At 72.0% G+C, this 23,215-nt stretch carries 24 protein-coding genes and 1 tRNA gene; 12 read left to right on the forward strand and 13 right to left on the reverse strand.

Features of this window, described 5'->3' with window-relative positions; translation table 11 throughout:
* Nucleotides 1-299 precede the first annotated feature (299 nt).
* Nucleotides 300-551 (forward strand): hypothetical protein, encoded by a 252-nt coding sequence (locus ACFYMU_RS20195; RefSeq protein ID WP_388374659.1) that lies wholly within the window; start codon nucleotides 300-302, stop codon nucleotides 549-551.
* 194 nt (nucleotides 552-745) lie between these two features.
* On the opposite strand, the gene ACFYMU_RS20200 is transcribed toward ACFYMU_RS20195, so the two are convergent.
* From ACFYMU_RS20200 to ACFYMU_RS20210, 3 genes are all read right to left on the reverse strand, one after another.
* Nucleotides 746-1,495 carry a DUF6227 family protein gene (locus tag ACFYMU_RS20200; protein ID WP_388374662.1) on the reverse strand — a complete coding sequence of 250 codons (750 nt, stop codon included), beginning with the start codon at nucleotides 1,493-1,495 and terminating at the stop codon, nucleotides 746-748.
* A gap of 157 nt (nucleotides 1,496-1,652) precedes the next feature.
* Nucleotides 1,653-2,867 (reverse strand): Ig-like domain-containing protein, encoded by a 1,215-nt coding sequence (locus ACFYMU_RS20205; RefSeq protein ID WP_388374664.1) that lies wholly within the window; start codon nucleotides 2,865-2,867, stop codon nucleotides 1,653-1,655.
* Nucleotides 2,868-3,051: 184 nt separating this feature from the next.
* Complete coding sequence (locus ACFYMU_RS20210; protein WP_388374667.1) at nucleotides 3,052-4,080, reverse strand: P1 family peptidase; 1,029 nt, start codon at nucleotides 4,078-4,080, stop codon at nucleotides 3,052-3,054.
* A 139-nt stretch (nucleotides 4,081-4,219) separates the two neighbouring features.
* On the opposite strand from ACFYMU_RS20210, the gene ACFYMU_RS20215 reads away from it, so the two are divergent.
* Nucleotides 4,220-4,462, forward strand: coding sequence for a hypothetical protein (locus ACFYMU_RS20215; protein WP_388374669.1), 243 nt, complete (start codon nucleotides 4,220-4,222; stop codon nucleotides 4,460-4,462).
* A 30-nt stretch (nucleotides 4,463-4,492) separates the two neighbouring features.
* Here ACFYMU_RS20215 and mscL read toward each other — a convergent pair whose 3' ends face one another.
* The 6 genes from mscL to ACFYMU_RS20245 all read right to left on the reverse strand — a co-directional run bounded on the left by mscL (nucleotide 4,493) and on the right by ACFYMU_RS20245 (nucleotide 10,422).
* Nucleotides 4,493-4,963: a large conductance mechanosensitive channel protein MscL gene (gene mscL / locus ACFYMU_RS20220; RefSeq protein ID WP_388374672.1), complete on the reverse strand. Its 471-nt coding sequence runs from the start codon at nucleotides 4,961-4,963 to the stop codon at nucleotides 4,493-4,495.
* A 111-nt stretch (nucleotides 4,964-5,074) separates the two neighbouring features.
* Nucleotides 5,075-5,719, reverse strand: a complete 645-nt coding sequence (locus tag ACFYMU_RS20225) for a hypothetical protein (protein WP_388374675.1) — start codon at nucleotides 5,717-5,719, stop codon at nucleotides 5,075-5,077.
* A 248-nt stretch (nucleotides 5,720-5,967) separates the two neighbouring features.
* Nucleotides 5,968-6,801, reverse strand: a complete 834-nt coding sequence (locus tag ACFYMU_RS20230) for an S-methyl-5'-thioadenosine phosphorylase (RefSeq protein WP_388374677.1) — start codon at nucleotides 6,799-6,801, stop codon at nucleotides 5,968-5,970.
* Nucleotides 6,802-6,923: 122 nt separating this feature from the next.
* The gene (locus tag ACFYMU_RS20235; RefSeq protein WP_388374680.1) at nucleotides 6,924-7,253 is read right to left on the reverse strand and encodes an FmdB family zinc ribbon protein; all 330 of its coding nucleotides are present in this window, start codon (nucleotides 7,251-7,253) and stop codon (nucleotides 6,924-6,926) included.
* Between the two features lie 68 nt (nucleotides 7,254-7,321).
* A complete protein-coding gene (locus ACFYMU_RS20240) occupies nucleotides 7,322-8,593 on the reverse strand; it encodes an MFS transporter (protein WP_388374682.1) in 1,272 nt (423 codons plus the stop codon).
* Between the two features lie 275 nt (nucleotides 8,594-8,868).
* Complete coding sequence (locus ACFYMU_RS20245; RefSeq protein ID WP_388374685.1) at nucleotides 8,869-10,422, reverse strand: potassium/proton antiporter; 1,554 nt, start codon at nucleotides 10,420-10,422, stop codon at nucleotides 8,869-8,871.
* A gap of 256 nt (nucleotides 10,423-10,678) precedes the next feature.
* On the opposite strand from ACFYMU_RS20245, the gene ACFYMU_RS20250 reads away from it, so the two are divergent.
* On the forward strand, nucleotides 10,679-13,513 hold the full coding sequence (locus ACFYMU_RS20250; protein ID WP_388374687.1) for a penicillin acylase family protein: 2,835 nt from the start codon (nucleotides 10,679-10,681) through the stop codon (nucleotides 13,511-13,513).
* Between the two features lie 147 nt (nucleotides 13,514-13,660).
* On the opposite strand, the gene ACFYMU_RS20255 is transcribed toward ACFYMU_RS20250, so the two are convergent.
* Complete coding sequence (locus tag ACFYMU_RS20255; protein WP_388374688.1) at nucleotides 13,661-14,272, reverse strand: 5-formyltetrahydrofolate cyclo-ligase; 612 nt, start codon at nucleotides 14,270-14,272, stop codon at nucleotides 13,661-13,663.
* A gap of 103 nt (nucleotides 14,273-14,375) precedes the next feature.
* Here ACFYMU_RS20255 and galU point away from each other — a divergent pair, with 103 nt between their 5' ends.
* The 7 genes from galU to ACFYMU_RS20290 all read left to right on the forward strand — a co-directional run bounded on the left by galU (nucleotide 14,376) and on the right by ACFYMU_RS20290 (nucleotide 20,038).
* Complete coding sequence (galU, locus tag ACFYMU_RS20260) at nucleotides 14,376-15,278, forward strand: UTP--glucose-1-phosphate uridylyltransferase GalU (protein ID WP_388374690.1); 903 nt, start codon at nucleotides 14,376-14,378, stop codon at nucleotides 15,276-15,278.
* A 4-nt stretch (nucleotides 15,279-15,282) separates the two neighbouring features.
* A complete protein-coding gene (gene glp / locus ACFYMU_RS20265; protein ID WP_388374693.1) occupies nucleotides 15,283-16,605 on the forward strand; it encodes a gephyrin-like molybdotransferase Glp in 1,323 nt (440 codons plus the stop codon).
* An 84-nt stretch (nucleotides 16,606-16,689) separates the two neighbouring features.
* The gene (gene moaC, locus ACFYMU_RS20270; RefSeq protein ID WP_388374696.1) at nucleotides 16,690-17,169 is read left to right on the forward strand and encodes a cyclic pyranopterin monophosphate synthase MoaC; all 480 of its coding nucleotides are present in this window, start codon (nucleotides 16,690-16,692) and stop codon (nucleotides 17,167-17,169) included.
* Nucleotides 17,166-17,744, forward strand: coding sequence for a molybdenum cofactor biosynthesis protein B (locus tag ACFYMU_RS20275; RefSeq protein WP_388374699.1), 579 nt, complete (start codon nucleotides 17,166-17,168; stop codon nucleotides 17,742-17,744). The genes moaC and ACFYMU_RS20275 overlap by 4 nt, the downstream gene beginning before the upstream one ends.
* Entirely contained in the window at nucleotides 17,741-18,433 is a 693-nt protein-coding gene (locus ACFYMU_RS20280) for a GNAT family N-acetyltransferase (protein ID WP_388375163.1), read from the forward strand. Before ACFYMU_RS20275 ends, ACFYMU_RS20280 begins: the two co-directional genes overlap by 4 nt.
* A 186-nt stretch (nucleotides 18,434-18,619) precedes the next feature.
* Complete coding sequence (gene glpR / locus ACFYMU_RS20285; RefSeq protein ID WP_388374702.1) at nucleotides 18,620-19,879, forward strand: gephyrin-like molybdotransferase receptor GlpR; 1,260 nt, start codon at nucleotides 18,620-18,622, stop codon at nucleotides 19,877-19,879.
* Between the two features lie 85 nt (nucleotides 19,880-19,964).
* Nucleotides 19,965-20,038 (forward strand) — tRNA-Ala (locus tag ACFYMU_RS20290).
* A gap of 108 nt (nucleotides 20,039-20,146) precedes the next feature.
* Here ACFYMU_RS20290 and ACFYMU_RS20295 read toward each other — a convergent pair.
* Together ACFYMU_RS20295 and ACFYMU_RS20300 are read right to left on the reverse strand one after the other, a co-directional pair.
* Nucleotides 20,147-20,488, reverse strand: coding sequence for a hypothetical protein (locus tag ACFYMU_RS20295; protein ID WP_388374705.1), 342 nt, complete (start codon nucleotides 20,486-20,488; stop codon nucleotides 20,147-20,149).
* A gap of 202 nt (nucleotides 20,489-20,690) precedes the next feature.
* Nucleotides 20,691-21,167, reverse strand: a complete 477-nt coding sequence (locus tag ACFYMU_RS20300; RefSeq protein ID WP_388374708.1) for a GNAT family N-acetyltransferase — start codon at nucleotides 21,165-21,167, stop codon at nucleotides 20,691-20,693.
* 68 nt (nucleotides 21,168-21,235) lie between these two features.
* Between ACFYMU_RS20300 and ACFYMU_RS20305 the strand changes: the two genes are divergently transcribed.
* Nucleotides 21,236-22,039 (forward strand): exodeoxyribonuclease III, encoded by an 804-nt coding sequence (locus ACFYMU_RS20305; protein WP_388374710.1) that lies wholly within the window; start codon nucleotides 21,236-21,238, stop codon nucleotides 22,037-22,039.
* A 43-nt stretch (nucleotides 22,040-22,082) separates the two neighbouring features.
* Here ACFYMU_RS20305 and ACFYMU_RS20310 read toward each other — a convergent pair whose 3' ends face one another.
* Nucleotides 22,083-22,655, reverse strand: a complete 573-nt coding sequence (locus tag ACFYMU_RS20310; RefSeq protein ID WP_388374712.1) for an SDR family oxidoreductase — start codon at nucleotides 22,653-22,655, stop codon at nucleotides 22,083-22,085.
* Here ACFYMU_RS20310 and ACFYMU_RS20315 point away from each other — a divergent pair.
* Complete coding sequence (locus tag ACFYMU_RS20315) at nucleotides 22,593-23,201, forward strand: TetR/AcrR family transcriptional regulator (RefSeq protein ID WP_388374715.1); 609 nt, start codon at nucleotides 22,593-22,595, stop codon at nucleotides 23,199-23,201. The two genes, ACFYMU_RS20310 and ACFYMU_RS20315, sit on opposite strands and share 63 nt — an antisense overlap.
* Nucleotides 23,202-23,215: the final 14 nt, after the last annotated feature.

Here is a 23,215-nt window from a genome sequence, read left to right on the forward strand (position 1 = left end):
GGCCCGGGCAGGGGGCCGGTGGCGCCCGGCGGTCGCGTTGCGCGCGAGCCCGGCCGGGCACCGCCCGACGGGCGCCCGACGGGCCCAGCCGCCCAACACGCGTGGGCCGCGGGCCCGGTGGCGGGAGCCCGCGGCCGGCGCAGGTCCGGCGCCCGCGCCCGCGCGCCCCGTTACGGGGTCGCCCCGGACCGGGGCCGCCCCGTTTCGGGCGCCCGTGCCCCGTTCGTCTCACTCGCCGCACCTGCGAGATGCGTCACGATCCGGGGCCGAAGTCCGTGAGTGTGGTGTGTACTGGAGACATGTCCGCGCACCTGTCGATCCTCCAACTGGTCACCGCGGTCGTCTTCGCGCTGGCGAGCGCCGTGTGGGCGCTCGGCGTGATCCGCATCCGGCACGACCGTCTCGAGAGTGCGGCCCGGCAGCACGGCGGCACGCTGCGGTCCCTGCCCGCCCAGCGGCGGGGGGCACCGCCGTGGGAGTCGGTGGAGCTCACCCCGGCCGAACGGGACGCTTTCGCGGTCCTGGTACGGCGGTTCGGCGAGACCTCCTAGGGCGTGTTGCGAAAGTGGCGTCGTCCGCCCGAAGGGCGGGGCCCGCGGCGTCTGGTGCGGTGCATCGCAAGGCGGAGGGTCGTCCGCGTACTGGGCGTACGCGGGCGATCCCGACAACGCGGCGAGGCGCCGTGCCAGGCGTCGCGGGGCAGACGGGACTTTCGCAACACGCCCTAGGCCCTGGCCGCGCGGCCTCAGCCGAGCGTCGCCGCGCGGCGCTCCATCGCCTCCCGCGCGGCCTCCTCGGTCGTGTAGACCTCGCACATGTGCCGTCCGTTCGGGGTCGCGGTGTGCTCGACCTCCCACAGGGACAGCTCGCGGCCGTCGCGCAGCAGGAACGCGTGCTCGTAGAGCGAGAAGCGCAGCCCCGTGCGAGCGGCCGGTGACGGGCGCCCGAAGACCTGGGTGATCTGGTGGGCTAACGCCGAGTGCAGAAGTAACGCCGCCAGGTCCGAGCCCGGCCGGTCCGCGTTCTCCGCACGGCGCAGCAGCCGGCGCGAGTGGTCCGCCGAGTCGTCGGGTACGTAGGCGTGCCGGGGCTCGGGGATCCGCGACTGCTCCACCCGTACGGGCAGTTCGAAGTCGGGCGCGTCCGGCGGCAGGGGCAGCCGTGCGGTGGCGGTCCGCAGCTCCTCCTCGTCCACGTACACCTCGTGCTCGAGCAGGCCGCCGGGCCCCGTGTTGTGGACCAGCTCCCACAGGGTGACCGCCGAGCCGTCCGCGAGCAGCCAGGTGTGCCGGTACGTCTCCCGGTACAGCCCGGCGCTGTGGTGCGCGGAGTGCAGTGAACTGTCGTACACCAGCGCCCAGTCGAGCCGTCCGATCGTCTCGTCGGGCAGCTCGAAGGAGTTCAGGGCGCGACCGAGGAGCCGCGCGAGGTGCTCCTCCGGAGACTCGGGCGACTCGGGTGGCTTGTACGGTGCCGTCTCGTACGGAACGCTCAAGGTCTCTCCCGGCGTTGCTGCATGTCACCTTGTGGGTGCATACCGTAGCCTCTCGGTCGGACATCATGTCCGGGAACCGAGAAAACGTACGGGGGAAAAACGGACGGACCGCGCGACGAGTTCCCGCGCGGCCCGATCGTTCGTCAGCTTCGCCTGGTCAGAGGGCACTTCCCGCGGTCCACGCGGCCCACGGCAGGTTCCAGCCGTTGAGCCCGTTGTCGGGCGCGACCGTCTTGTCGGGGGAGTTCTTGACGGTCACCACGTCACCGATGAGCGAGTTGTCGTAGAACCACTTGGCGCTCGTGTCCCCCTGCCCGCCCTGCACGTCCGCGAGTCCGACGCAGCCGTGGCTGGTGCCCTGGCGGCCGAAGGGCGGAGCGGCCCTGTTGTACCAGTAGTTGCCGTGGATGAACGTCCCGGTGTTCGTCAGCCGCATCGCGTGCGGTACGTCCGGGATGTTGTACTCGCCGCCGAGGTTCACCGTCCGGCTGTCCATGCGGGTCTGCGCGAACTTCTCGGAGATCACCATCTGGCCGTTGTACGTGGTGTGCTGCGGGCTGCCCGACGAGATCGGGATCGTCCTGAGCGTCGTGCCGTCCCGCACGACCGTCATGGTCTGCGTGCCGACGTCGACCGTGGAGACCTGGGAGCGGCCGACGGTGAAGCTCACGGTCTTCTTCTGGACGCCGTACGCGCCGTTCGCGCCCCGGACACCGTCCAGGTCGATCCTCATGGTGACCTTGGAGCCGGCCTTCCAGTACTGCTCGGGCCGGAAGTCCAACCGCTGCGCCCCGAACCAGTGCCCGACGACCTGCTGCCCGCTGCTGGAGGTCACCGTGATGTGCGACTGCACGGCCTTCTTGTCGCTGATGGCCTTGTCGAAGGTGAAGGACACCGGCATCCCGACGCCCACCGTCGTCCCGTTGTCGGGCGAGTACGTGCCTATGAAGCTGTTGGCCGGGGTGACCGTGGTGAAGATGGAGTTGGCGGCCGCGACGCGGTTGCCGGAGTCCTTGGCGGTGGCCGAGATCTGGTACTTGGTGCCGCGCTCCAACCGCTGCCTCGGCTTCCAGGACCTCCCGTCCGCGGACAGGTCCCCGGGGACGGCCGCGCCCGTCCCCGCCACCGTCATCCTCACCTCCGTCAGCTTCCCGCCGCTGACCGTCACCCCGGTCGCGTTGATGGACGCGCCCGTCGAGCCGTCCTTCGCCGAGATGGTGATCTTCGCCACGGAGGTCTTGGCGGATTCCTTTCCGTCCTTGCTGTTGTCGGCCTTGGCGCTGCCGCCGCAGGCTGTGAGGGTCAGGGCGCCGACCATCAGGGCGGCACAGGCCCCCACGACGCGCCGCGCTCGCATGTCCGGCGTTGTCACGGGCTTCTCCCAGGTCTCGTGAGGTGCGTGATTCGCTCCAGTACGTGGAAGAAGAGCGAACCCCGCCGCAGCGGGTTCCCGCCCGCCGCGGCGAACGCCATCACGTGACAGAACCGGGACAATCGCCCGCGCTCCGGCCCCTGCCCGGCTGCTGTCGGGCCCCTGCCCGACCCCTGTCCGGCCCCTATCCGGCCCCGTACAACTCCCCGTAGGACGGCCACGTCCCGCCCGGCCCGTCCACGGAGCCGGCCGCGCGCATCGCCCGGACGATCGCCCGCGTCACCAGGTCCGCGCCCGCCGCGAGGATGTCGTTGAGCGCGAGGGGATTCCCGGTGGCGAGTGCACGCGCGCCGGTCGCCAGCGCGAACACCGTGTCGCCGTCGTGCAGCAGATGCACGGGGCGGACGGCGCGCGCGATGCCGTCGTGCGCCGTGCCGGCGAGCTTCTGCGCCTGCGCCTTGGTGAGGTCGGCGTCGGTCGCCACGACGGCGAGGGTCGTGTTCAGCGGCGGGTGCCGGTTGTGCGCGGCGGTCTCGGCGAGCCGCCGCCGCGCGGCCTCGTGCACCTCGGGCGCCGGACGGTGGGTCAGGCCCTGGAGCAACTCCCCGTACAGGGCGCCCGTCACCGGCTCCACCGCCGAGCCCACCGCGTTGCACACGACCAGCGCGGCCACCGTGATCCCCGAGTCGAGCACGGTGCTCGCGGTACCGACGCCGCCCTTGACCTGGCCCACCGTCGCTCCCGTGCCCGCGCCGACGCAGCCCTCCGCCACGGGCGCGCCCGGCGTGCTCGCCGCGGCCGCCTCGACCGCCGCCCGGCCGACGGCCGCGTCCGGCCGGGCCGCGAAGTCGCCGCCGCGTCCCAGGTCGAAGATGCACGCGGCGGGCACGACCGGCACCACGTGCGTCGGCTCCGCGCCCACCCGCACCCCGCGCCCGTGCTCCTCGAGCCAGGCCATCACGCCCGACGCCGAGTCGAGCCCGTACGCGCTGCCGCCCGTCAGGACGACCGCGTCCACCTTCTGCACGAGGTTGCGCGGGTCCAGCGCGTCGGTCTCCTTGGTGCCGGGCCCGCCGCCGCGCACGTCCACGGCCGCGACCGCGCCGCCCTCGGGGGCGAGGACGACCGTGCTGCCGGTGAGCCAGCCGTCCCCGGTCCGTGTGGCGTGCCCCACGCGCAGGCCCGCGACATCTGTCAGAGCGTCAACCGTCATGGACTCATGATCCGCTCGTATCCGTCGGCACGACCCCGGGCGGCGGCGATCCGCGCGTCCGCGCCGGCTCCAGGAGGGGACGTCCGCATCCGCCCGACAGGGCGCGGGGGCGGCCCCGGCGCGGACGTACGCTGGTGCCATGAGCCCAGCCCCCGCCCGCGAGCCGCGCGAGCCCGCATCCGAGCCCAGGTCCGCGCCCAGGTCCGAGCCCAAGTCCGAGCCCAGGTCCGCGCCCAAGGACGCTCTCGTCTTCGACGACCCGCTGAGCCGGCCGTCCTCGGACGACACGGACCAGGGGTGGGGCGAGCGCCCCGCGCAGAGTGCCGGCAGCGCCGCCGACCTGGCACGCTTCCTCGACGAGAAGCCGCCCCACCACCTCTGAGCGCACCCCCGCGCAGGGGCGGCCCGTGGGCTACGGCCTGCCGTGACCCGGCCCGCGCTGCGCCACGAGGGCGTCGCGGATCTCCTTGAGCACCTGCAGCTCGGTCACCTCGATCGCCTCGTGTGCGCTCTCCCTCGCCTTGCGGCGGGCCTCCTGCCGGGCCAGGAACCTGGACATGGGCAGAACCATCAGGAAGTAGACGACGGCCGCGGTGATCAGGAAGTTGAGCGTGGCGCCGAGGACCGAGCCCCACAGGACCCGGACCCCTGTCGCGGTGTCGCCGGTGCCCGTGCACGGCGCCTTGAGGCAGGAGCTGTAGCTGTCGAGGCTCTTGGTGCCGAGGGCACCCACCACCGGGTTGATGATCCCCTTCACCACGGAGTTCACGATGCTGGTGAAGGCGGCACCGATGACCACCGCGACCGCCAGGTCGACGACGTTCCCCCGCATCAGGAACGCCTTGAAACCGTTCCAGACGCCCGGACGCTGCTTCTCGCTCACCTGTGGGCCCTTCCTCGATCACTCCGGCTGTGGAGAAAAACGCTCCGCAACCTACGGCAGGGCGTAGTACACCTGTCCAGTCCGGGGCGCCGTGAAGGCCGCTCGGCACGCTCAGCACAGCGTCACCGCCAGCCGTGCGGTGGCGCCCGCACCGGCCAGCCGTGCTGCCGTGCTGCGCGGCACGGACAGCACGACCAGCGCTCCGCTCTCCGTGGCCGCCGCGTCCGGCAGCCGCGTCACGCGCGCCCCGGCCGCGACCACCGACGCGCCTCCGCTCCCGTCGGCCGCGATCACATCGACCCGGTCGCCCGGCCGCAGCAGCCCCACCGTGGCCCCGTCGGCGATCCGCACCGGTGCCGTCACCATCTCGACGGCGTGGCGCTCCCGTACGGGCCCGGAGGCGGCGGTCGGGCGCGCGTCGGCGTCCGGATGTCCCCGTGCCCCCTCGGTCGTGGGCGGCCCCGCCGCCACGAGCGCGGCGGCGGTGACCGCCAGGCCCGTGGCCACGGCCCTCCTGCGGTGCCGGACGAGACGCCGCAGCCGCTGCCCGCCGCCGCGCACGCGCACGGGAGCGAAGTGCGGCACCGCACACGTCGCGGGCGTGCCCGCACCGACCACACCGGCGGCACCGACCGCACCGACCGCGGCGTCCAGGGCGTCCGGGGCGTGGACACCCGTGAAGGCGGCCCGGTGCGGCGGGGGCGCGGGGACGTCCGGGTGAGGCGCGGGAAGGGGAGGGAACGAGGACCGGGTCATGCTGATCACCACCTGCATCGCGAGATCGAGGTGCGATCCACGATGAGGCTTCGCCGCCGGGTCCGCCGACGCCCGTGGACTACCGGCCGGTTGTGGACAACTCCCTCACCCGAACAGGGCGTTCCACACGCCGGTGCCGGGCGCCGCCCCGGGCGTCGGCCCGAGCGCCGCCCCGGGCGTCGGCCCGAGCGCCGCCCCGGGCGTCGGCCCGAGCGCCGGCCCGAGCGCCGGCCCCGCGCCCGTTCCGCTCAGGGCAGCTCGAACCCCGGGTCCATTCCGCCCAGCGCGGTCGTGCACAAGCAGTCCCGTGTCCCGTTCGCCGGCAGCGCCGCCACCGCGTCGAACAGCACGCCCCGCAGCCGGTCCACGTTCGCCGCGAACACCTTCAGCACCTCGTCGTGCGAGACGCCCTCGCCGCTCTCGGCTCCGGCGTCGAGGTCGGTGACCAGGGTGAGGGAGGTGTAGCAGAGCTCCAGTTCCCGGGCGAGCGCGGCCTCCGGATGACCGGTCATGCCCACCACCGACCAGCCCTGCGCACGGTGCCAGAGCGATTCGGCACGGGTGGAGAATCGCGGGCCCTCGACGACGACCAGCGTGCCGCCGTCGACCGGTTCCCAGTCCCGTCCGCGCGCCGCCTCCAGCGCGGCCTTGCGGCCGACGGGGCAGTAGGGGTCGGCGAGCGAGACGTGCACCACGTTCGGCACGGTGCCGTCGGGCAGCGGCAGTCCGTCGAAGTAGGTCTGCGTCCGGGCCTTCGTGCGGTCCACCAGCTGGTCGGGGACGAGCAGGGTTCCGGGACCGTGTTCGGGGCGCAGGCCGCCGACGGCACACGGCCCGAGCACCTGGCGCACGCCTACGGAGCGCAGCGCCCACAGATTGGCGCGGTAGTTGATGCGGTGCGGCGGCAGGTGGTGGCCGCGGCCGTGGCGGGGGAGAAAGGCGACCCGTCGGCCGGCGACCTCGCCGAGGAAGAGGGAGTCGCTGGGCGGTCCGTAGGGGGTGTCGACGCGGAGCTCGGTCACGTCGTCGAGGAAGGAGTAGAAGCCGGAGCCGCCTATGACACCGATGTCTGCGTTCTGCATGGCGAGCACAGTAGCTGGCTTCGGGACGCGAAGGCTCCGCCGCCGTCCGACCCCGCCGTCATGCGACCCCGCCGTCGTGCGAACCCGCCGTCGGCCGACGACGGGGTCGCACGACAGCGCGCTTACGCGGCGGAGCTGGTGGAGGTGTTCGTCGCCGACGACCCGGAGTCGGACGAGGACGACGAAGACGACGAGGACGCCGAGGACGCCGAGGACGAGGACGACGACGTCGACGAGGAGTTCGACGACTTCGACGCCGGGCTGCTCGACGACGAGCCGCGGCTGTCGTTGCGGTAGAAGCCGGAGCCCTTGAAGACGATGCCGACGGCGGAGAACACCTTCTTCAGGCGGCCACCGCAGCTCGGGCACTCGGTCAGGGCGTCGTCGGTGAACTTCTGCACCGCCTCGAGGCCCTCGCCGCACTCGGTGCACTGGTACTGGTAGGTCGGCACGTGTCTTCCTCCTGGCACTCTCACTCGATGAGTGCTAACGACGATCCATAGTGACGTATTCCTCGGGATCAGTCCACCGTCACCGGCACGCGGTGACCCACACCACGCGCGACGGTGCGGCCGTCGGCCCGTGCCGCCAGCCGTGACCGCAGGGACACCAGGGTCACCAGTGCCAGCACCGTGCCGCCCATCGAGACCAGGAAACCGGCGCCGTCCCCCAGACGGTCCTCCAACTGTCCCGCGACCGTCACCGCGGCCGCCTGGCCGAGCGCGACCGCGCCGGTCAGCCAGGTGAACGCCTCGGTGCGGGCGCCGTCCGGGACAAGGCCCTCGACCAGCGTGTAGCCGGTGATCAGGGCGGGCGCGACGCACACGCCGACGAGCAGTCCGAGGCCGGCCAGGACGGTCACGGAGTGTGCGGTCCACAGGCTCGAGGCGGCCAGCGCGAGGGCGGCATGGCCGAGGACGAGCCGCCGCTGCGGGGCGGCCTTCCAGGCGACGGCGCCGCACACGGCGCCGGAGAGCATGTTGCCGGCGGCGAAGACGCCGTACAGGACGCCGTTGAGGCCGGGCTCGCCGGTCGACTCGCTGAACGCGGCGAGCGCGACCTGCAGGCCGCCGAAGACGGACCCGATGCCCACAAAGGTCACGACCAGCACCCGTACCCCGGGGACGCGCAGCGCGGGGGCGTGCCGTACGCGGGCGTGCGGCACGGCGGCGACCGGCGGCTGTGTGCTCCTCCGCGCCGCGAACAGCAGACCGCCGGCCAGCGTCAGCGCGGCCTCCGTCAGCAGGCCCGCGGCCGGGGTCACGGTGGTGCACAGGGCCGTCGCCAGCAGCGGGCCGAGCACGAAGGTCAGCTCGTCGGTGACGGACTCGAAGGCGGCCGCCGTCGCCAGCAGGGGTGAGCCGTGCAGCCGCACGCCCCAGCGGGCGCGCACCATGGGGCCGATCTGCGGCACGGAGGCACCCGTCGGCACGGCTGCGGCGAACAGCACCCACAAGGGGGCGTGGGCCAGCGCGAGCGCCGTCAGGGCGGCGCCCGACAGGGCGTGCACCAGGACGCCGGGGACCAGCACCGCCCGCTGGCCGTGGCGGTCGGCGAGACGGCCGCCGACGGGCGCGAACAGTGCCATGGAGGCGCCGGTGACCGCGGCGACGGCGCCCGCCGCCCCGTACGAGCCGGTGGTGTGTCGCAGGAGCAGCACGATGGAGAGGGTGAGCATCGCGAACGGCTGACGCGCCGCGAAGCCCGGGAGCAGGAACGTCCAGGCGCCGCGGGTGCGCAGCAGTTGCCAGTAGCCCGGACGGGACGACTTCGAGGTGACCGTGGACGCCACGGCCCGCGCCTTTCTGCCGCCTGGTAGCGCGCCCGTGCGGGGGGCGCCGAGAGCTGTCCTCTTGCGCGGACTGCGGTAGATACCGGCGCCCGTCGAGGGGGGCGTCGCGGCCGCCATACGGTCGCGCCAGCTCTGCGTCAGGCAGAGTTGGTTCGATCAAGTGCGCCTTGATTCTAACCGGGCCCTCAATGACCGCCGGGCCCTCAATGACCAGCCGGGCCCTCAACGACCGCCGGGCCCTCAACGACCGCCGTGGCTCCACGACCGCCGTGCCCTCAACGCCCGCCGCGGGCTCCGCCGCCGCGGCCGCCCGCCGCCCCGTCGTCCAAACCGAGCCAGCCGGCCAGCTTGCCGCCTTGGCCGACGGCCCTGAGGCGCGTCTCCGCGGCGTCACGGACCTGGTCCGTGGCGACCACGAGCAGTTCGTCCCCGCGCCGCAGCACCGTCGTCGGCAGCGGCACGAACGACCGCCCCTCCCGGACGACGAGCGTGACCGCGGCGCCGGCCGGCAGCCGCAGCTCATTGATCTCGACGCCGTGCATCCGTGATCCCTCGGGGATCGCGACGGACAGCAGATGGCCGCGCAGCCGCTCCAGGGGCGCCGATTCGATGCCGAGGTCGGCGGCCTCGGGGCCTTCGCCCAGTCGCAGCAGGCGGGCCAGCCACGGCAGCGTCGGCCCTTGGAGCAGGGTGTAGGCGACGACGAGGACGAAGACGATGTTGAAGATGCGGCGGCTGGCGTCGACGCCGTTCACCATGGGGATGGTCGCCAGGATGATGGGCACCGCTCCGCGCAGCCCGGCCCACGACAGCAGTGTCTGCTCCTGCCACGGCATCCGGAACGGCGCGAGGCTCACCACGACGCTCAGCGGCCGCGCCACCATGGTCAGCACCAGGCCGATGACGAGGGCGGGCAGCACGTCGTCGCCCAGTTCGTGCGGGGTGACCAGCAGACCGAGCAGGACGAACATGCCGATCTGGGCGATCCAGCCGACCCCCTCGGCGAAGCCCCGGGTGGCGGGCCAGTGCGGCAGCTTCGCGTTGCCGAGCATCATCGCCGCGAGGTACACGGCGAGGAAGCCGCTGCCGTGGGCCAGCGCGCCGGCCGCGTAGGCGGTGACCGCGATGGCCATGACGGCGATCGGGTAGAGACCGGAGGCCGGCAGCGCCACATGCCGCAGGCCCCAGGAGCCGAGCCAGCCCACCGCGAGGCCGACGGCGGCGCCGATGGCCAGCTCCAGGAGGATCACGCCCAGCAGCGTGTACCAGTGCTCCACCGGGCCGGCCGTGGAGAAGGCGACGACGAGGATGACCACCGGGGCGTCGTTGAAGCCGGACTCGGCCTCCAGCACACCCGTCAGGCGGGCGGGGAGGGGCACTTTCCGCAGCACGGAGAAGACGGCCGCCGCGTCGGTGGACGACACCACCGCTCCGATGATGAGCGCCTGCCGCCATTCGAGCCCGCAGAGGTAGTGCGCACCGGCGGCCGTGACGCCGACGCTCACCGCGACCCCCACGAGCGCCAGGGAGGCGGCCGCCGGGAGGGCCGGCCTGATCTCCCTCCACTTCGTGCCGAGACCGCCCTCAGCGAGGATCACGACCAGGGCCGCGTACCCCATGACCTGGGTCAGTTCCGCGTTGGTGAAGGGGATGGCGCCGACCCCGTCCCGGCCCATGGCGATGCCGATGCCGAGGTAGACGAGCAGGCTGGGGAGCCCGCTGCGCGACGAGACACGAACCGCCGCCACCGCGACGAGCAGAACGAGCGAGCACAGGAGCAGAAGCTGGTTGAGGTGGTGGACAGTCAGCGGCCGTTCCCTTCTCGCCATTCCCGGCGCCGCGATGCGAACGCCTCGACCAGGACGGGTGACGCCCTGGCGACCAGGGACTTCACCGCAAGTACTTCGTTACCTTACCTAATTCTTGACGCTTTCTTGACGCTTCGGGGCGCGTGATCGAACTCCAGTCCGGCCGGGTTGCCCGGACCGCGTCCAGGCGGCGGGGCCCCTGCGCCTATGGTTGCTCCAGCGCTCAGTAGAAAGCACAGCCCGCCCTGCCGCTCGTGTTAGGACAGCAAGGACAGCGATGCCCCCCAACACCACCGCCTCTTCCGGCCAGAAGCCCGGCAAGTCCGGCAGGAAGAAGGGGCGCAGAGCCCGTCTGGTCGTGATCGTCCTCGTGCTGGCCCTCGTGGCGGGCTTCGGCTACGGCGGGTACTGGTCCGTCAGTACCGTGCGTGCCTCCTTCCCGCAGACCAAGGGTTCGATCACCCTCGACGGCCTCTCGGGCCCCGTCGACGTCAAGCGCGACGGCAACGGAATCCCGCAGATCTACGCCTCCTCCGCCGAGGACCTGTTCATGGCCCAGGGCTACGTCCAGGCGCAGGACCGGTTCTACGAGATGGACGTGCGCCGCCACATGACGTCCGGACGCCTGTCCGAGATGTTCGGCAAGAGCCAGGTCAAGAACGACGAGTTCCTGCGGACCCTGGGCTGGGACCGAGTGGCGCGGAAGGAGTACGACACCAAGCTGTCGGCCTCCACCAAGAAGTACCTGCGGGCGTACGCCAAGGGGGTCAACGCCTACCTGCGGGGCAGGGGCAGCGAGAGCATCTCCCTGGAGTACGCGGCCCTGAACCTCACCAACGACTACAAGCCGGAGGAGTGGACCCCGGTCGACTCGGTCTCCTGGCTGAAGGCGATGGCCTGGGATCTGCGCGGCAACATGCAGGAGGAGATCGACCGCTCCCTGCTGACCAGCCGGCTGGGCCCCAAGCAGATCGCGGACCTGTACCCGGAGTACCCGTTCGGCCGCCACAAGCCGATCGTCCAGGAGGGCCGGTACGACGCGGCCACGAAGACGTTCGGACAGGGCGGCTCGACGGGAACCGGGTCGGGCACCGGCACCGGCACCGGCACCGGCACCGGGACCGGGACCGGGACCGGCACCGGGACGGGGACAACCGGAACAACCGGAACAAACGGGACCACCACGTCGACCACCGGGACCTCCGGGTCGTCGGCCCTGCGCAGCCAGCTGGCGGGCCTCTACACCGTCCTGGACGGCGTCCCGACGGCCGTCGGCGTGAACGGCAACGGTATCGGCTCCAACTCGTGGGTCGTGGCCGGCCGCCACACCATCACGGGCAAGCCGCTGCTGGCCAACGACCCGCACCTGTCGGCCTCACTGCCGTCGGTCTGGTACCAGATGGGCCTGCACTGCACGACCGTCTCCGCCGCATGTCCGTACGACGTCACCGGGTACACGTTCGCGGGCCTGCCCGGAGTGATCATCGGCCACAACCAGGCCATCGCCTGGGGCATGACCAACTCCGGCGTGGACGTCAGCGACCTCTACCTGGAGAAGCTGTCCGGCGACGGCTACGTGTACGACGGCAAGGTGGTGCCGTTCAGCACCCGCACCGAGACGATCAAGATCGCCGGGGGTGGATCCAAGCAGATCGTCGTCCGCGAGACGAAGAGCGGCCCCCTCCTGTCCGACCGCGACGACGAGCTCGTCAAGGTCGGCAAGAAGGCGACCGTCGACACCGCCGCGCCCGACCGCGGCGACGGCTACGGCATCGCGCTGCGCTGGACCGCGCTGGACCCCGGCTCCTCCATGGACGCCGTGTTCGAGATCGACAGGGCGACGAACTGGAACGAGTTCCGCGCGGCGGCCCGGTCCTTCGACGTGCCCTCGCAGAACCTGGTCTACGCCGACACCCAGGGCAACATCGGCTACCAGCTGCCCGGGAAGATCCCCACGCGTGCGCAGGGACTCGACGGATCGATCCCGGCGCCCGGCTGGGACTCCAAGTACCGCTGGACCGGCTACATCGCACAGGACGAGCTGCCGCACGAGTTCAACCCGGAGCGCGGCTACGTCGTCACCGCCAACCAGGCCGTGGTCGACAAGGACAAGTACCCCTACACGCTCACCACGGACTGGGGCTACGGCGCGCGCAGCCAGCGGATAAACGACCTGATCGAGTCGAAGATCAAGGGCGGCGGCAAGATCTCCACCGACGACATGCGGCAGATGCAGCTCGACAGCAGCAGCGAGATCGCCAGGCTCCTGGTGCCCAAGCTGCTCAAGATCGACGTCTCGGACCGGCACGTCCGCGAGGCGCAGAAGCTGCTGGAGGGCTGGGACTACACCCAGGACGCCGACTCGGCGGCCGCCGCGTACTTCAACGCCGTCTGGCGCAACGTCCTCAAGCTGGCCTTCGGCAACAAGCTGCCCAAGGAACTGCGGGTCAAGGGGCAGTGCCTGTGGGTCGAGCCGGCCGACAACACCGGGCCCGCGGACGAGGACCGGAAGGTGCGCGAGTGCGGCCAGCGCGACGCGGACCAGGCGCAGCCGGACGGCGGCGACCGCTGGTTCGAGGTGGTGCGCAGCATCGTCGACGACGAGAAGAACGACTGGTGGCAGACGCCCGGGACGCGCACCGACAAGGCGACCACGACACGGGACGAACTGTTCGCGCGGGCCATGAAGGACGCCCGGTGGGAGCTGACCGCCAAGCTCGGCAAGGACATCGACACCTGGAGCTGGGGCCGTCTGCACCGGCTGTTCCTGAAGAACCAGACCCTCGGCACCGGCGGCCCCCGGATAATCCAGTACATGCTCAACCGGGGCCCCTGGAAGCTCGACGGCGGCGAGGCCACCGTGAACGCCACGGGCTGGAACGCGGCGGGCGGCTACGGTGTCGTCTGGGTGCCGTCCATGCGGATGGTGGTCAACCTGGGCGACCTCGACAAGTCCAAGTGGATCAACCTCTCGGGTGCCTCGGGCCACGCCTACAGCTCCCACTACACCGACCAGACGGACCTGTGGGCCAAGGGCGAGCTGCTGCCGTGGCGCTTCTCGAAGAACGCGGTCGACGGGACCACGGCCGACACCCTGGTGCTCAAGCCCTGACGCGCCCCTGACGGGCACCGCCCTGCGGGGCCGGGCCTGTGAGCCCGTCCTGTGACACCGGCCCTCCTCCCGCGCGGGGGAGGGCCGGTTCGCTTGTGGCACGGGGCGGCGGGGCTCCGGGGGCCTTCCACGGGTGCGGCAGGGGTACTAGGGCTCGCGGAAACGGTGCACGCCCGAGGGTGTCACCGCCGCGTGGACCGGACGGTCGTGCGGCTCCTCGGGGACGTGCTCGACGATCTCCGCGTCGTACAGGAGCACCACCAGCGCGGGCTCGGCACCCGTCCGTTCCAGGCGGCCCAGCACGCGGTCGTAGGAGCCGCCGCCGCGCCCGAGGCGCATGCCGCGGGTGTCGACGGCAAGGCCGGGCAGCAGCACGGCGTCGGCCTGACGGACCGCCTCCGGGCCCAGGCGCTCGCCCGCGGGCTCCAGGAGGGCCATCTTCCCTCCGTGCCGGACGCGGACGAGGGAGTCCGGCCCGGCGTACACACCCCAGTCGAGGTCGTTGTCCGGCAGCAGCGCCGGGAGCAGGACGCGCACGTTCCGCTCGCGCAGCGCGTCCAGGAGCGCCAGGGTGCCGGGTTCGCTCCCCACGGAGACGTAGGCCGCCACCGTTCGGGCGTGCGCCAGTTCGGGCAGCTCCAGTGCCCGGCCGGCGAGCGCGTCCGCCGCCTTGCGCACGTCATCCGCCGTCAACCTGCTTCTCACCGCGAGGAACCCTCGCCGCAACAATGGCTTGTCAGAATCCGTGTCGCGTTCCATGGGACCCACAGTCCTGCCCCCATCCTTCCTTAATGTGATCATATGAGAGCGAATTGGCCGGGGGCACAGATTCCGCACATAGTCACCGGATATGGTTGCGGACATGACTGAGTCGCACCCCCGGATCAGCAAGGCTGTCATCCCCGCAGCGGGCCTCGGCACCCGGTTCCTGCCGGCCACCAAGGCGACACCCAAGGAGATGCTGCCGGTCGTCGACAAGCCCGCGATCCAGTACGTGGTCGAAGAGGCCGTGTCCGCGGGGCTCGACGACGTCCTGATGGTCACCGGCCGCAACAAGCGCCCCCTCGAGGACCACTTCGACCGCAACTACGAACTGGAGTCGGCACTCGGGAAGAAGGGCGACGCCGAACGGCTCGCGAAGGTCCAGGAGTCCAGCGACCTCGCCACCATGCACTACGTCCGCCAGGGCGATCCCAAAGGGCTCGGTCACGCCGTCCTGTGCGCCGCCCCGCACGTCGGCCACGAACCCTTCGCCGTCCTCCTCGGCGACGACCTGATCGACCCGCGCGACCCCCTGCTGGCCCGCATGGTCGAGGTCCAGGAACTGCGCGGCGGCAGCGTCGTCGCGCTCATGGAGGTCGCGCCGGAGCAGATCCACCTCTACGGCTGCGCGGCCGTCGAACCCACCGAGGACGGCGACGTCGTCAAGGTGACCGGCCTCGTCGAGAAGCCGGAGGCGGCGGACGCCCCCTCGAACTACGCGATCATCGGCCGCTACGTCCTCGACCCGCACATCTTCGACATACTGCGCACGACGGAGCCGGGCCGCGGCGGCGAGATCCAGCTCACCGACGCCCTCCAGCGGCTCACCGAGGACGAGAAGGTCGGCGGCCCCGTGCACGGCGTGGTCTTCCAGGGCCGCCGCTATGACACCGGAGACCGTGGCGACTACCTGCGTGCCATTGTCAGACTCGCGTGCGAACGTGAAGACCTGGGCCCGGACTTCCGGGTCTGGCTTCGCAGTTACGTAGCCGAGGAGATGTAGCGATTTGAGCGCCGCCGCGAACCGCGCCACCGGCCCGGACCACCTGTGGTCGGTGGACGAGCACCTGGAGGACATCCTCGCCACCGTCCGTCCCCTGGAACCCATCGAGCTCCAACTGCTCGACGCCCAGGGCTGCGTCCTGGTCGACGACGTCACGGTGCCGGTCTCCCTGCCGCCGTTCGACAACAGTTCGATGGACGGGTACGCGGTGCGTGTCGCCGACGTGGCGGGCGCGAGCGAGGAGTTCCCGGCCGTCCTCACGGTGATCGGGGACGTCGCGGCGGGCTCGGCCGATCTGCTCCGCGTGGGCCCCGGGCAGGCCGCGCGGATCATGACCGGCGCCCCGCTGCCGCCCGGCGCCGAGACCGTCGTCCCCGTGGAGTGGACCGACGGCGGGCTGGGCGGCGGGCCCGTCTCCGGGATGCGGGCCCGCAGCCTCTCCCCGGAGGGTGCCTCCGGGGAGGTCAGGGTCCACCGTCCCGCCGAGGCGCGCGCCCACGTGCGCGCGCAGGGCAGCGACGTCAAGGCCGGCGACCGCGCCCTGGAGGCCGGCACCGTCCTCGGCCCGCCGCAGATCGCGCTGCTCGCCGCGATCGGCCGCGGCACGGTCCGGGTGCGTCCGCGCCCGCGCGTGGTCGTGGTGTCCACCGGCAGCGAACTCGTCCAGCCCGACGAGCAACTGGGCCGCGGACAGATCTACGACTCCAACAGCTTCGCCCTCACCGCCGCCGCCCGGGACGCGGGGGCGATCGCCTACCGGGTGGGCGCGGTCGCCGACGACGCCGACACGCTTCGCTCGACCATCGAGGACCAACTGGTGCGGGCCGACCTCATGGTCACCAGCGGAGGGGTGAGCGTGGGGGCGTACGACGTCGTCAAGGAGGCCCTCTCCGCCATCGGCGACGAGGACGCGGCGGGCGGCGGCGTAGAGTTCCGCAAGATCGCCATGCAGCCCGGCAAGCCCCAGGGCTTCGGCTCCATCGGCCCCGACCACACACCGCTGCTCGCGCTGCCGGGCAACCCGGTGTCGTCGTACGTGTCCTTCGAGCTGTTCGTGCGCCCCGCGATCCGTACCCTGATGGGCCTGGAGGACGTGCACCGCCCCAGGGCCAGGGCCGTCCTGGAGACCGACAAGGCGCTGACCTCGCCCGCGGGCCGCCGGCAGTTTCTGCGCGGGGCGTACCGCGACGGCACGGTGACCCCCGTCGGCGGCGCCGGATCGCATCTGATCGCGGCCCTCGCCCAGGCCGACGCGCTGATCGTCGTCCCCGAGGACGACACGTCCCTCGAGCCGGGCACCGAGGTCGAGGTGGTCCTGCTCGGCTGACCACCCCCGGTTGGCGGTACCGTGTCGCGCACAGCAGGCCCGCGCGTCCCGCCGCACGGGCCCGGACCGGGAGCGCCACAGCAGATGAGTACGCAGGACCGACTGACCCACATCGACGAGGCGGGGGCAGCCCGCATGGTCGACGTCTCCGGGAAGGACGTGACCGCGCGCACCGCGCGCGCCAGCGGCCGCGTCCTGGTCTCACCGCGCGTGGTCGAGCTGCTGCGCGGTGAGGGCCTGCCCAAGGGCGACGCGCTCGCCACGGCGCGGATCGCGGGCATCATGGGCGCCAAGCGCACACCGGACCTGATCCCGCTGTGCCACCCGCTGTCGGTGTCCGGTGTGACGCTGGACCTGTCGGTCGCGGACGACGCCGTCGAGATCACGGCCACCGTGAAGACCACCGACCGCACGGGCGTCGAGATGGAGGCGCTCACCGCGGTCAGTGTCGCGGCGCTGACCGTGATCGACATGGTCAAGGCGGTGGACAAGGGCGCGGTGATCACGGACGTGCGCGTGGAGGAGAAGAGCGGCGGGAAGTCGGGCTCCTGGAGCAGGTCATGACGGCACCGGCCGGGCCGCCGGCCGGGGGTGCCCTGACGGCGCCGTACTCGGCCCTGGTGGTGACCGCGTCGAACCGCGCGGCGGCCGGTGTGTACGAGGACAAGGGCGGCCCGCTGATCGCGGAGGCCCTCGTCCGGTGCGGCTTCGCGGTCGACGGGCCCTGGGTGGTTCCCGACGGGGACCCGGTCGCGAACGCCCTGCGGACCGGCGCCCGCGCGGGCTACGACGTGATCGTGACCACCGGCGGCACCGGCCTGTCGCCCACCGACCGCACCCCCGAGGCGACCCGGGCACTGATCGACTACGAGGTGCCGGGCATTCCCGAGGCCATCAGGGCGTTCGGAAGGGAGAAGGTGCCCACGGCGGCGCTCTCCCGGGGACTCGCCGGGGTCGCCGGCGGGACACTGATCGTCAACCTGCCGGGTTCCACCGGCGGGGTGAAGGACGGACTGGCCGTCCTGGAACCCTTGTTGGTCCACGCAGTCGACCAGATCCGCGGCGGTGACCACCCCAGGGCGCACGCGGGCGGGTCCCCGGCCGGCGAGGACCCGGGACCGAGTGGGGGTGCGAGCTGAACAGCCCATCCTGGCCCGTCGAGCTGGCGGACGGCGATGTCGTCCTCCGGCCGATAAGGGTGCGCGACCAGCGGGCCTGGCGCGAGGTCAACCGCCGCAACCGGGACTGGCTGCGGCCGTGGGAGGCGACCATTCCGCCGCCCACGCCCACCGGCCCGGTCGCGCACCGGCCGACCTTCCGCCAGATGGTCCGGCATCTGCGCAACGAGGCCAACGCGGGCCGGATGCTGCCCTTCGTGATCGAGTACCAGGGGCGCCTGGTCGGGCAGTTGACGGTGGCCGGGATCACCTGGGGCTCGATGTGCTCGGGGCATGTGGGCTACTGGGTGGACGAGGCGGTCGCGGGCCGTGGTGTGATGCCGACGGCCGTGGCGCTCGTCGTCGACCACTGCTTCCGGACGGTCGGGCTGCACCGCATCGAGGTCTGCATTCGCCCCGAGAACGGACCGAGCCGCCGGGTCGTGGAGAAACTCGGATTCCGCGAGGAGGGGCTCCGGCCGCGCTATCTGCACATCGACGGGGCCTGGCGGGACCATCTCGTGTTCGCGCTCACCGCGGAAGAGGCGCCGGAGGGTTTGCTCGCGCGCTGGCACCGGGCACGCTCCCAGCAGCCGGGCACGCAGCCCCCGACGTCCCGCGCGCGGGACGCGGGCGCGGAACAGGGTAAGCCCGCCAACCCGAGAAAATAAAATATACGTTCGAAATATACGTTCGAAATTGGCCGCTCGCTGATCGGCTCAGGCCCATGAATTAGCGGTCCCGATGGCCTGCTGATCGCATCGGTCCCAAAAAAAGCTCGAAATATCAGCCAGATCGTGCGACACACCGGCTCAATTGGCAGATGGCCTCACGCAAACCCCTCTACCGTGTGAGGCGTGAGCAGCAGCGGCCTCATCTACGCAGTCATCGTCGGGGCCTGGGCCGCCTACTTGGTGCCGATGTGGCTCCGTAGGCAGGACGAGCTGAACGAGTCTCGTCCCACGGAACGCTTCAGCACCGCCATCCGGCTGCTGTCCGGACGGGCGGGGATGGAGCGCCGATACGCCAAGGACCTGCGCGCGCGCTCCGCCGAAGAGGGGGAGCCCGATGCCGATCCGGACGGCGTCACCGACTCGGTGGACGTCCGGGCCTTCGCCATGCCTCCGACCAGGAAGCAGGTCAAGGCCCGGGTGGAGCCGCAGAAACCGGCCCGGCGCGAGCCGGGTGAGCCGGGTGAGCGCGAGCCCGTCAACCGCGAGCCCGTCAGGCGGGACCCCGTTCCGCGGGAGCCGGGCGAGCCGGCCCGGCGGACGCCCGGGGCGGCCGCGCGCACACCGAAGCCGAACAGGGCGCCCGGGGCGAGGAAGGCGTCCTCCGCGGAGGCCAAGGCGCGCGCCCAGCGCTCGAAGGTGCTCGCGCGCCGGCGGCGCACGACCGTCATGCTCTTCCTCGCGTTCACCCTGGGCGCGATCGTCGCCGCGGTCGGGGGCCTCGCCCTGCTGTGGGCGCCGGGGGTGCCCGCGGTGCTGCTGAGCGTGTACATCGCCTATCTGCGGGCTCAGGAGCGGAAGCGGTTCACGTACACGATGGACCGGCGGCGGGCCGAGGCCGCGGCGCAGCGGCTGCGCGAGCGCCAGCCGCGGCGTCGGCCCCCGGCGCCCTCCGAGGCCGAGGAACCGGAGGAGGGCCCCGAAGCCGACAGTGACCCCGGACTGTCCGCGCTCGCCGCCGACCGCCGGGCCCTGGTCGAGCAGACCGACCACGCGGAGTGGGTGGACCAGCAGCGCGAGCGCCGGCGCAGGCCGGGTCACGGCGACAGCTGGGACCCCGTACCGGTGCCGCTGCCGACCTATGTGACCGCGCCGGTCGCTCCGCGGGCGACACCGAACGTGGATCTCGGGGCGCCGGACGCATGGAGCTCGGCCCGGTCCAGCGCGGCGGAGGCAGCACCGGCGCCGCGGGCCCCCGAGGCCGGCGCCGAGCCGGGCCCCGGGGAGTCCGGGAGCGGACCGGAGGCGCAGCCGGCGGAGCCCGCGGGCAGCGGCCGGAGCGACGCCCGGCGTTCGGTTTCGGCACGCCGGGCCCGGGGGCGTGGACGTACACCGTTGTTCGACCAGTACGAGGACGGGGAACGGCCCCGGGCCGCCAACGAGTGACTCCGCCCCGGCGGCGCTCGGCTGACCAGCCAGGAACGGATTTCCAGGCAGCCGGACGGGGATGCTAGAGTTTCACTCGTTGCAAGGGCCTGTGGCGCAGTCCGGTAGCGCACCTCGTTCGCATCGAGGGGGCCAGGGGTTCAAATCCCCTCAGGTCCACGCAGCTCGAAGCCCCGGTCGGAATTTCCGCCGGGGCTTCGACATGCAATACCGCGGCGAAGCACGGCAACTGCCGTCGTGCGGACGAAGTCGGGGTCCGACCGCGGCTCACCGGTCCTTTGCCCGGCCGGCCTCCGTTCCTTCCGACGGGACCGCCCGGAGCGTCGCCTCGGGCTGCACCCAGGACACGTCCGGGCCCTCGAGTTCGACGAGAGCGCTCCAGACGGCGGGCAACTCGGTGAACTCCCCGTACGGCTGGCGGTGTATACGGACCACCCGGGCCGGGGGAATCACGGCTCCCGGCGGGGTGTCCACCGGGAGTACGGAATCGCCGACGAAGACCCCCCGCTCCAGACTGACGCACCGGCTGTGGCAGACCACCCGGTGCGCCGAAGGACGCTCGTGGACGATCAACACGCGCAGCAGTCCCACGGGGTCGGTGCTCATCATGGTGCGGATGCCTCCATCTAGGGGCCGGTACGGATGAGAGACATCGAACTCCCCTGCCTCACGGGCGAGTTCGCTCAGCTGCTGACAGTCGAGGGCCGCCGGAGCGGCCGACCGCGCCCGCCGGAGCGGCCGACCGCAGTGCCCCGCACCCCGGCCAGGACGCGGCCCCGCCGCTCGTCCTGCGGCGGCTTCGCCGCCCGTCCTACAGAGGCTTCGCGAAGCACAGGCTCAGTTCGTGGAAGCGGTAGTAGCCGAACTTCTCGCACGGCTCGTAGCCGCTGGAGGCGTACAGCGCCACCGCCTCCGGCTGCTTGGTGCCCGTCTCCAGGACCATGCGGATGCGGCCCGCCGCGCGGGCGTCCTCCTCCAGCGCGGCCAGGATGCGGCGCGCCAGGCCCCGGCCGCGCAGCTCCTCGATGACGTACATCCGCTTGAGCTCGGCGTCCCCGTCCTGGTACCCGTCCTCGTTCTTCTCCTGGGTACGCCAGCCGCCCGTGGCGACGGGACGGTCCTGCGCGTCGTACGCGACGAGGAAGAGCCCGGCCGGTGGCGCGAACATCGCCGGGTCCAGGTGGGTGGCGTCGCCCCCGTCGCCGTAGCGCAGGTGGTACTCGGCCTGGACCTGGTCGTTGAGCTTGACGGCGTCCGGGTGGTCGAAGGGGACGTGTCGAATAAACATGCTGGTCATGGTACATCTATGCAGTGTCGGCGGGCGGGGCCTTTCCAGTGTGCCGGTAGGGTTCGCGCGTGCTGACAGTGACCTCCGTGAACGTGAACGGGATCCGCGCCGCCGCGAAGAAGGGCTTCGTGGAGTGGCTGGACGGTACGTCCGCCGATGTGCTGTGCCTCCAGGAGGTGCGCGCGGAGCCGGGGCAGATCCCCGAGGGGCTGCGCGCACCCGACGGCTGGCACGTCGTGCACGCGCCGGCCGCGGCGAAGGGGCGCGCCGGGGTGTCGCTCTACACCCGGCGTGAGCCCGACCGTGTGCGGGTCGGATTCGGCTCGGCGGAGTTCGACGGCGGCGGACGGTACGTCGAGGCGGATCTGCCCGGGGTCACCGTCGCCAGTCTGTATCTGCCCTCCGGTGAGGTCGGCACCGAACGGCAGGACGAGAAGGTCCGGTTCATGGGCGAGTTCCTGGCCCATCTCAAGGATCTCCGGGAGCGGGCCGCCGCCGAGGGCCGCGAGGTCGTCGTGTGCGGCGACTGGAACATCGCCCACCGCGAGGCCGACCTCAGGAACTGGCGTGCCAACCAGAAGAACTCGGGCTTCCTGCCCGAGGAGCGGGCATGGCTGAGCAGGGTCCTCGACGTGAACGACGGCGGGTACGTGGACGTCGTCCGGGCCCTGCATCCCGACGCCGAGGGGCCCTATTCGTGGTGGTCGTACCGCGGGCGCGCGTTCGACAACGACACCGGCTGGCGCATCGACCTGGTGTGCACGACGCCCGGCATGGCCGAGCGTGCCGTGAAGGCGTACGTGGAGCGCGCGGCCACACATGCCGAGCGCTGGTCGGACCACGCCCCGGTCACGGTCGTGTTCGACCGGTAGGCGGACGCGCGGCACGTCGCCGCGAACGCCGTGCGAAGGCCCGTCAGGCGTTGGAGTGAACACCGATGCCGCCGGAGACGGTGAGGTTGTCGCCGGTGATGTAGGCGGCGGCGTCCGAGGCGAGGAAGGTCACGGCTTCGGCGATGTCGGCGGGAGCGCCGACGCGGCCGAGCGGGACGTCCCGGGCCCAGGAGTCGATCATTTCCTGGGAGACACCCATCTTGCCGTAGACAGGGGTGTCGATCATTCCCGGGCTGACCGCGTTGACGCGGATGCGGCGGGGGGCGAGTTCGAGCGCGAGGGACCGCATGAGGGGCAGCAGAGCGCCCTTCGCGGCTGTCATCGCGGCCCCGACCACTTCGGCGGCCCCCACGGTGAACACGACCGAGGCGCCCTCGTCGAGGAGCGGCAGCGCCTTCTGCGGGGTGAAGAAGTTCCCCTTGACGTTGATGTCGAACAGGGCGTCGAAGGTTTGGCAGCGTACGACAGCCTGGCAGCGACTGCCAAGAAGGATGTGACTGTCGGCCTGGCAGTGCTGGGCTAGTCTGGTGGCATGAAGCAGGAAGCCAAGTCGGCGACGGGTGCACCGGCCACGCTGTGGGACCGGACACGGCAACTGGCTTCCCGGGAGATCCTCGAGACGGCGCTGCGCCTGTTCACCGAGCAGGGCTACGAGGAGACGACCGTCGCCCAGATCGCTCGAGAGGCCGGCGTCTCCCAGCGCACCCTCTTCCGCTACTTCGGCGCCAAGGAGGACCTTCTCGGCGGCGGCCAGGACCGGTTCGGGCAGGTCCTGGTGGACACGATCGGTGGACAGCCCGCCGATGCCGGCGTCTGGGAGGTCGTGCGCGCGGGGGTTGCCGCCGTACTGGCCTTGCACGACAGCCGGGAGCAGGCCCTGAAGCGGTTCCGCTTGTTGTACGACACCCCTTCGCTGCGTGCCGGTTGGCTCGAAAAGCGACTGCGGTTCCAGGAGGAACTGCTGCCGCTCGTCGAGGCCCGCATGGACGCGGCCGCCGGCAACGAGGGCGTGCGGGCCCGCGCGGTGATCGCGACGGCGTTCGCATGCCTGGATGTCGCATCGATGACCTGGGTCGCCGACGACGGCAAGGGCGACATCCTGGACCTGTACGACGAGTGCCTGGCTGCGGTGCGCGGCTGACCCGCAGGGGCGGC

The sequence above is a fragment of the Streptomyces sp. NPDC007264 genome (assembly GCF_042869095.1).
GTDB lineage: Bacteria > Actinomycetota > Actinomycetes > Streptomycetales > Streptomycetaceae > Streptomyces.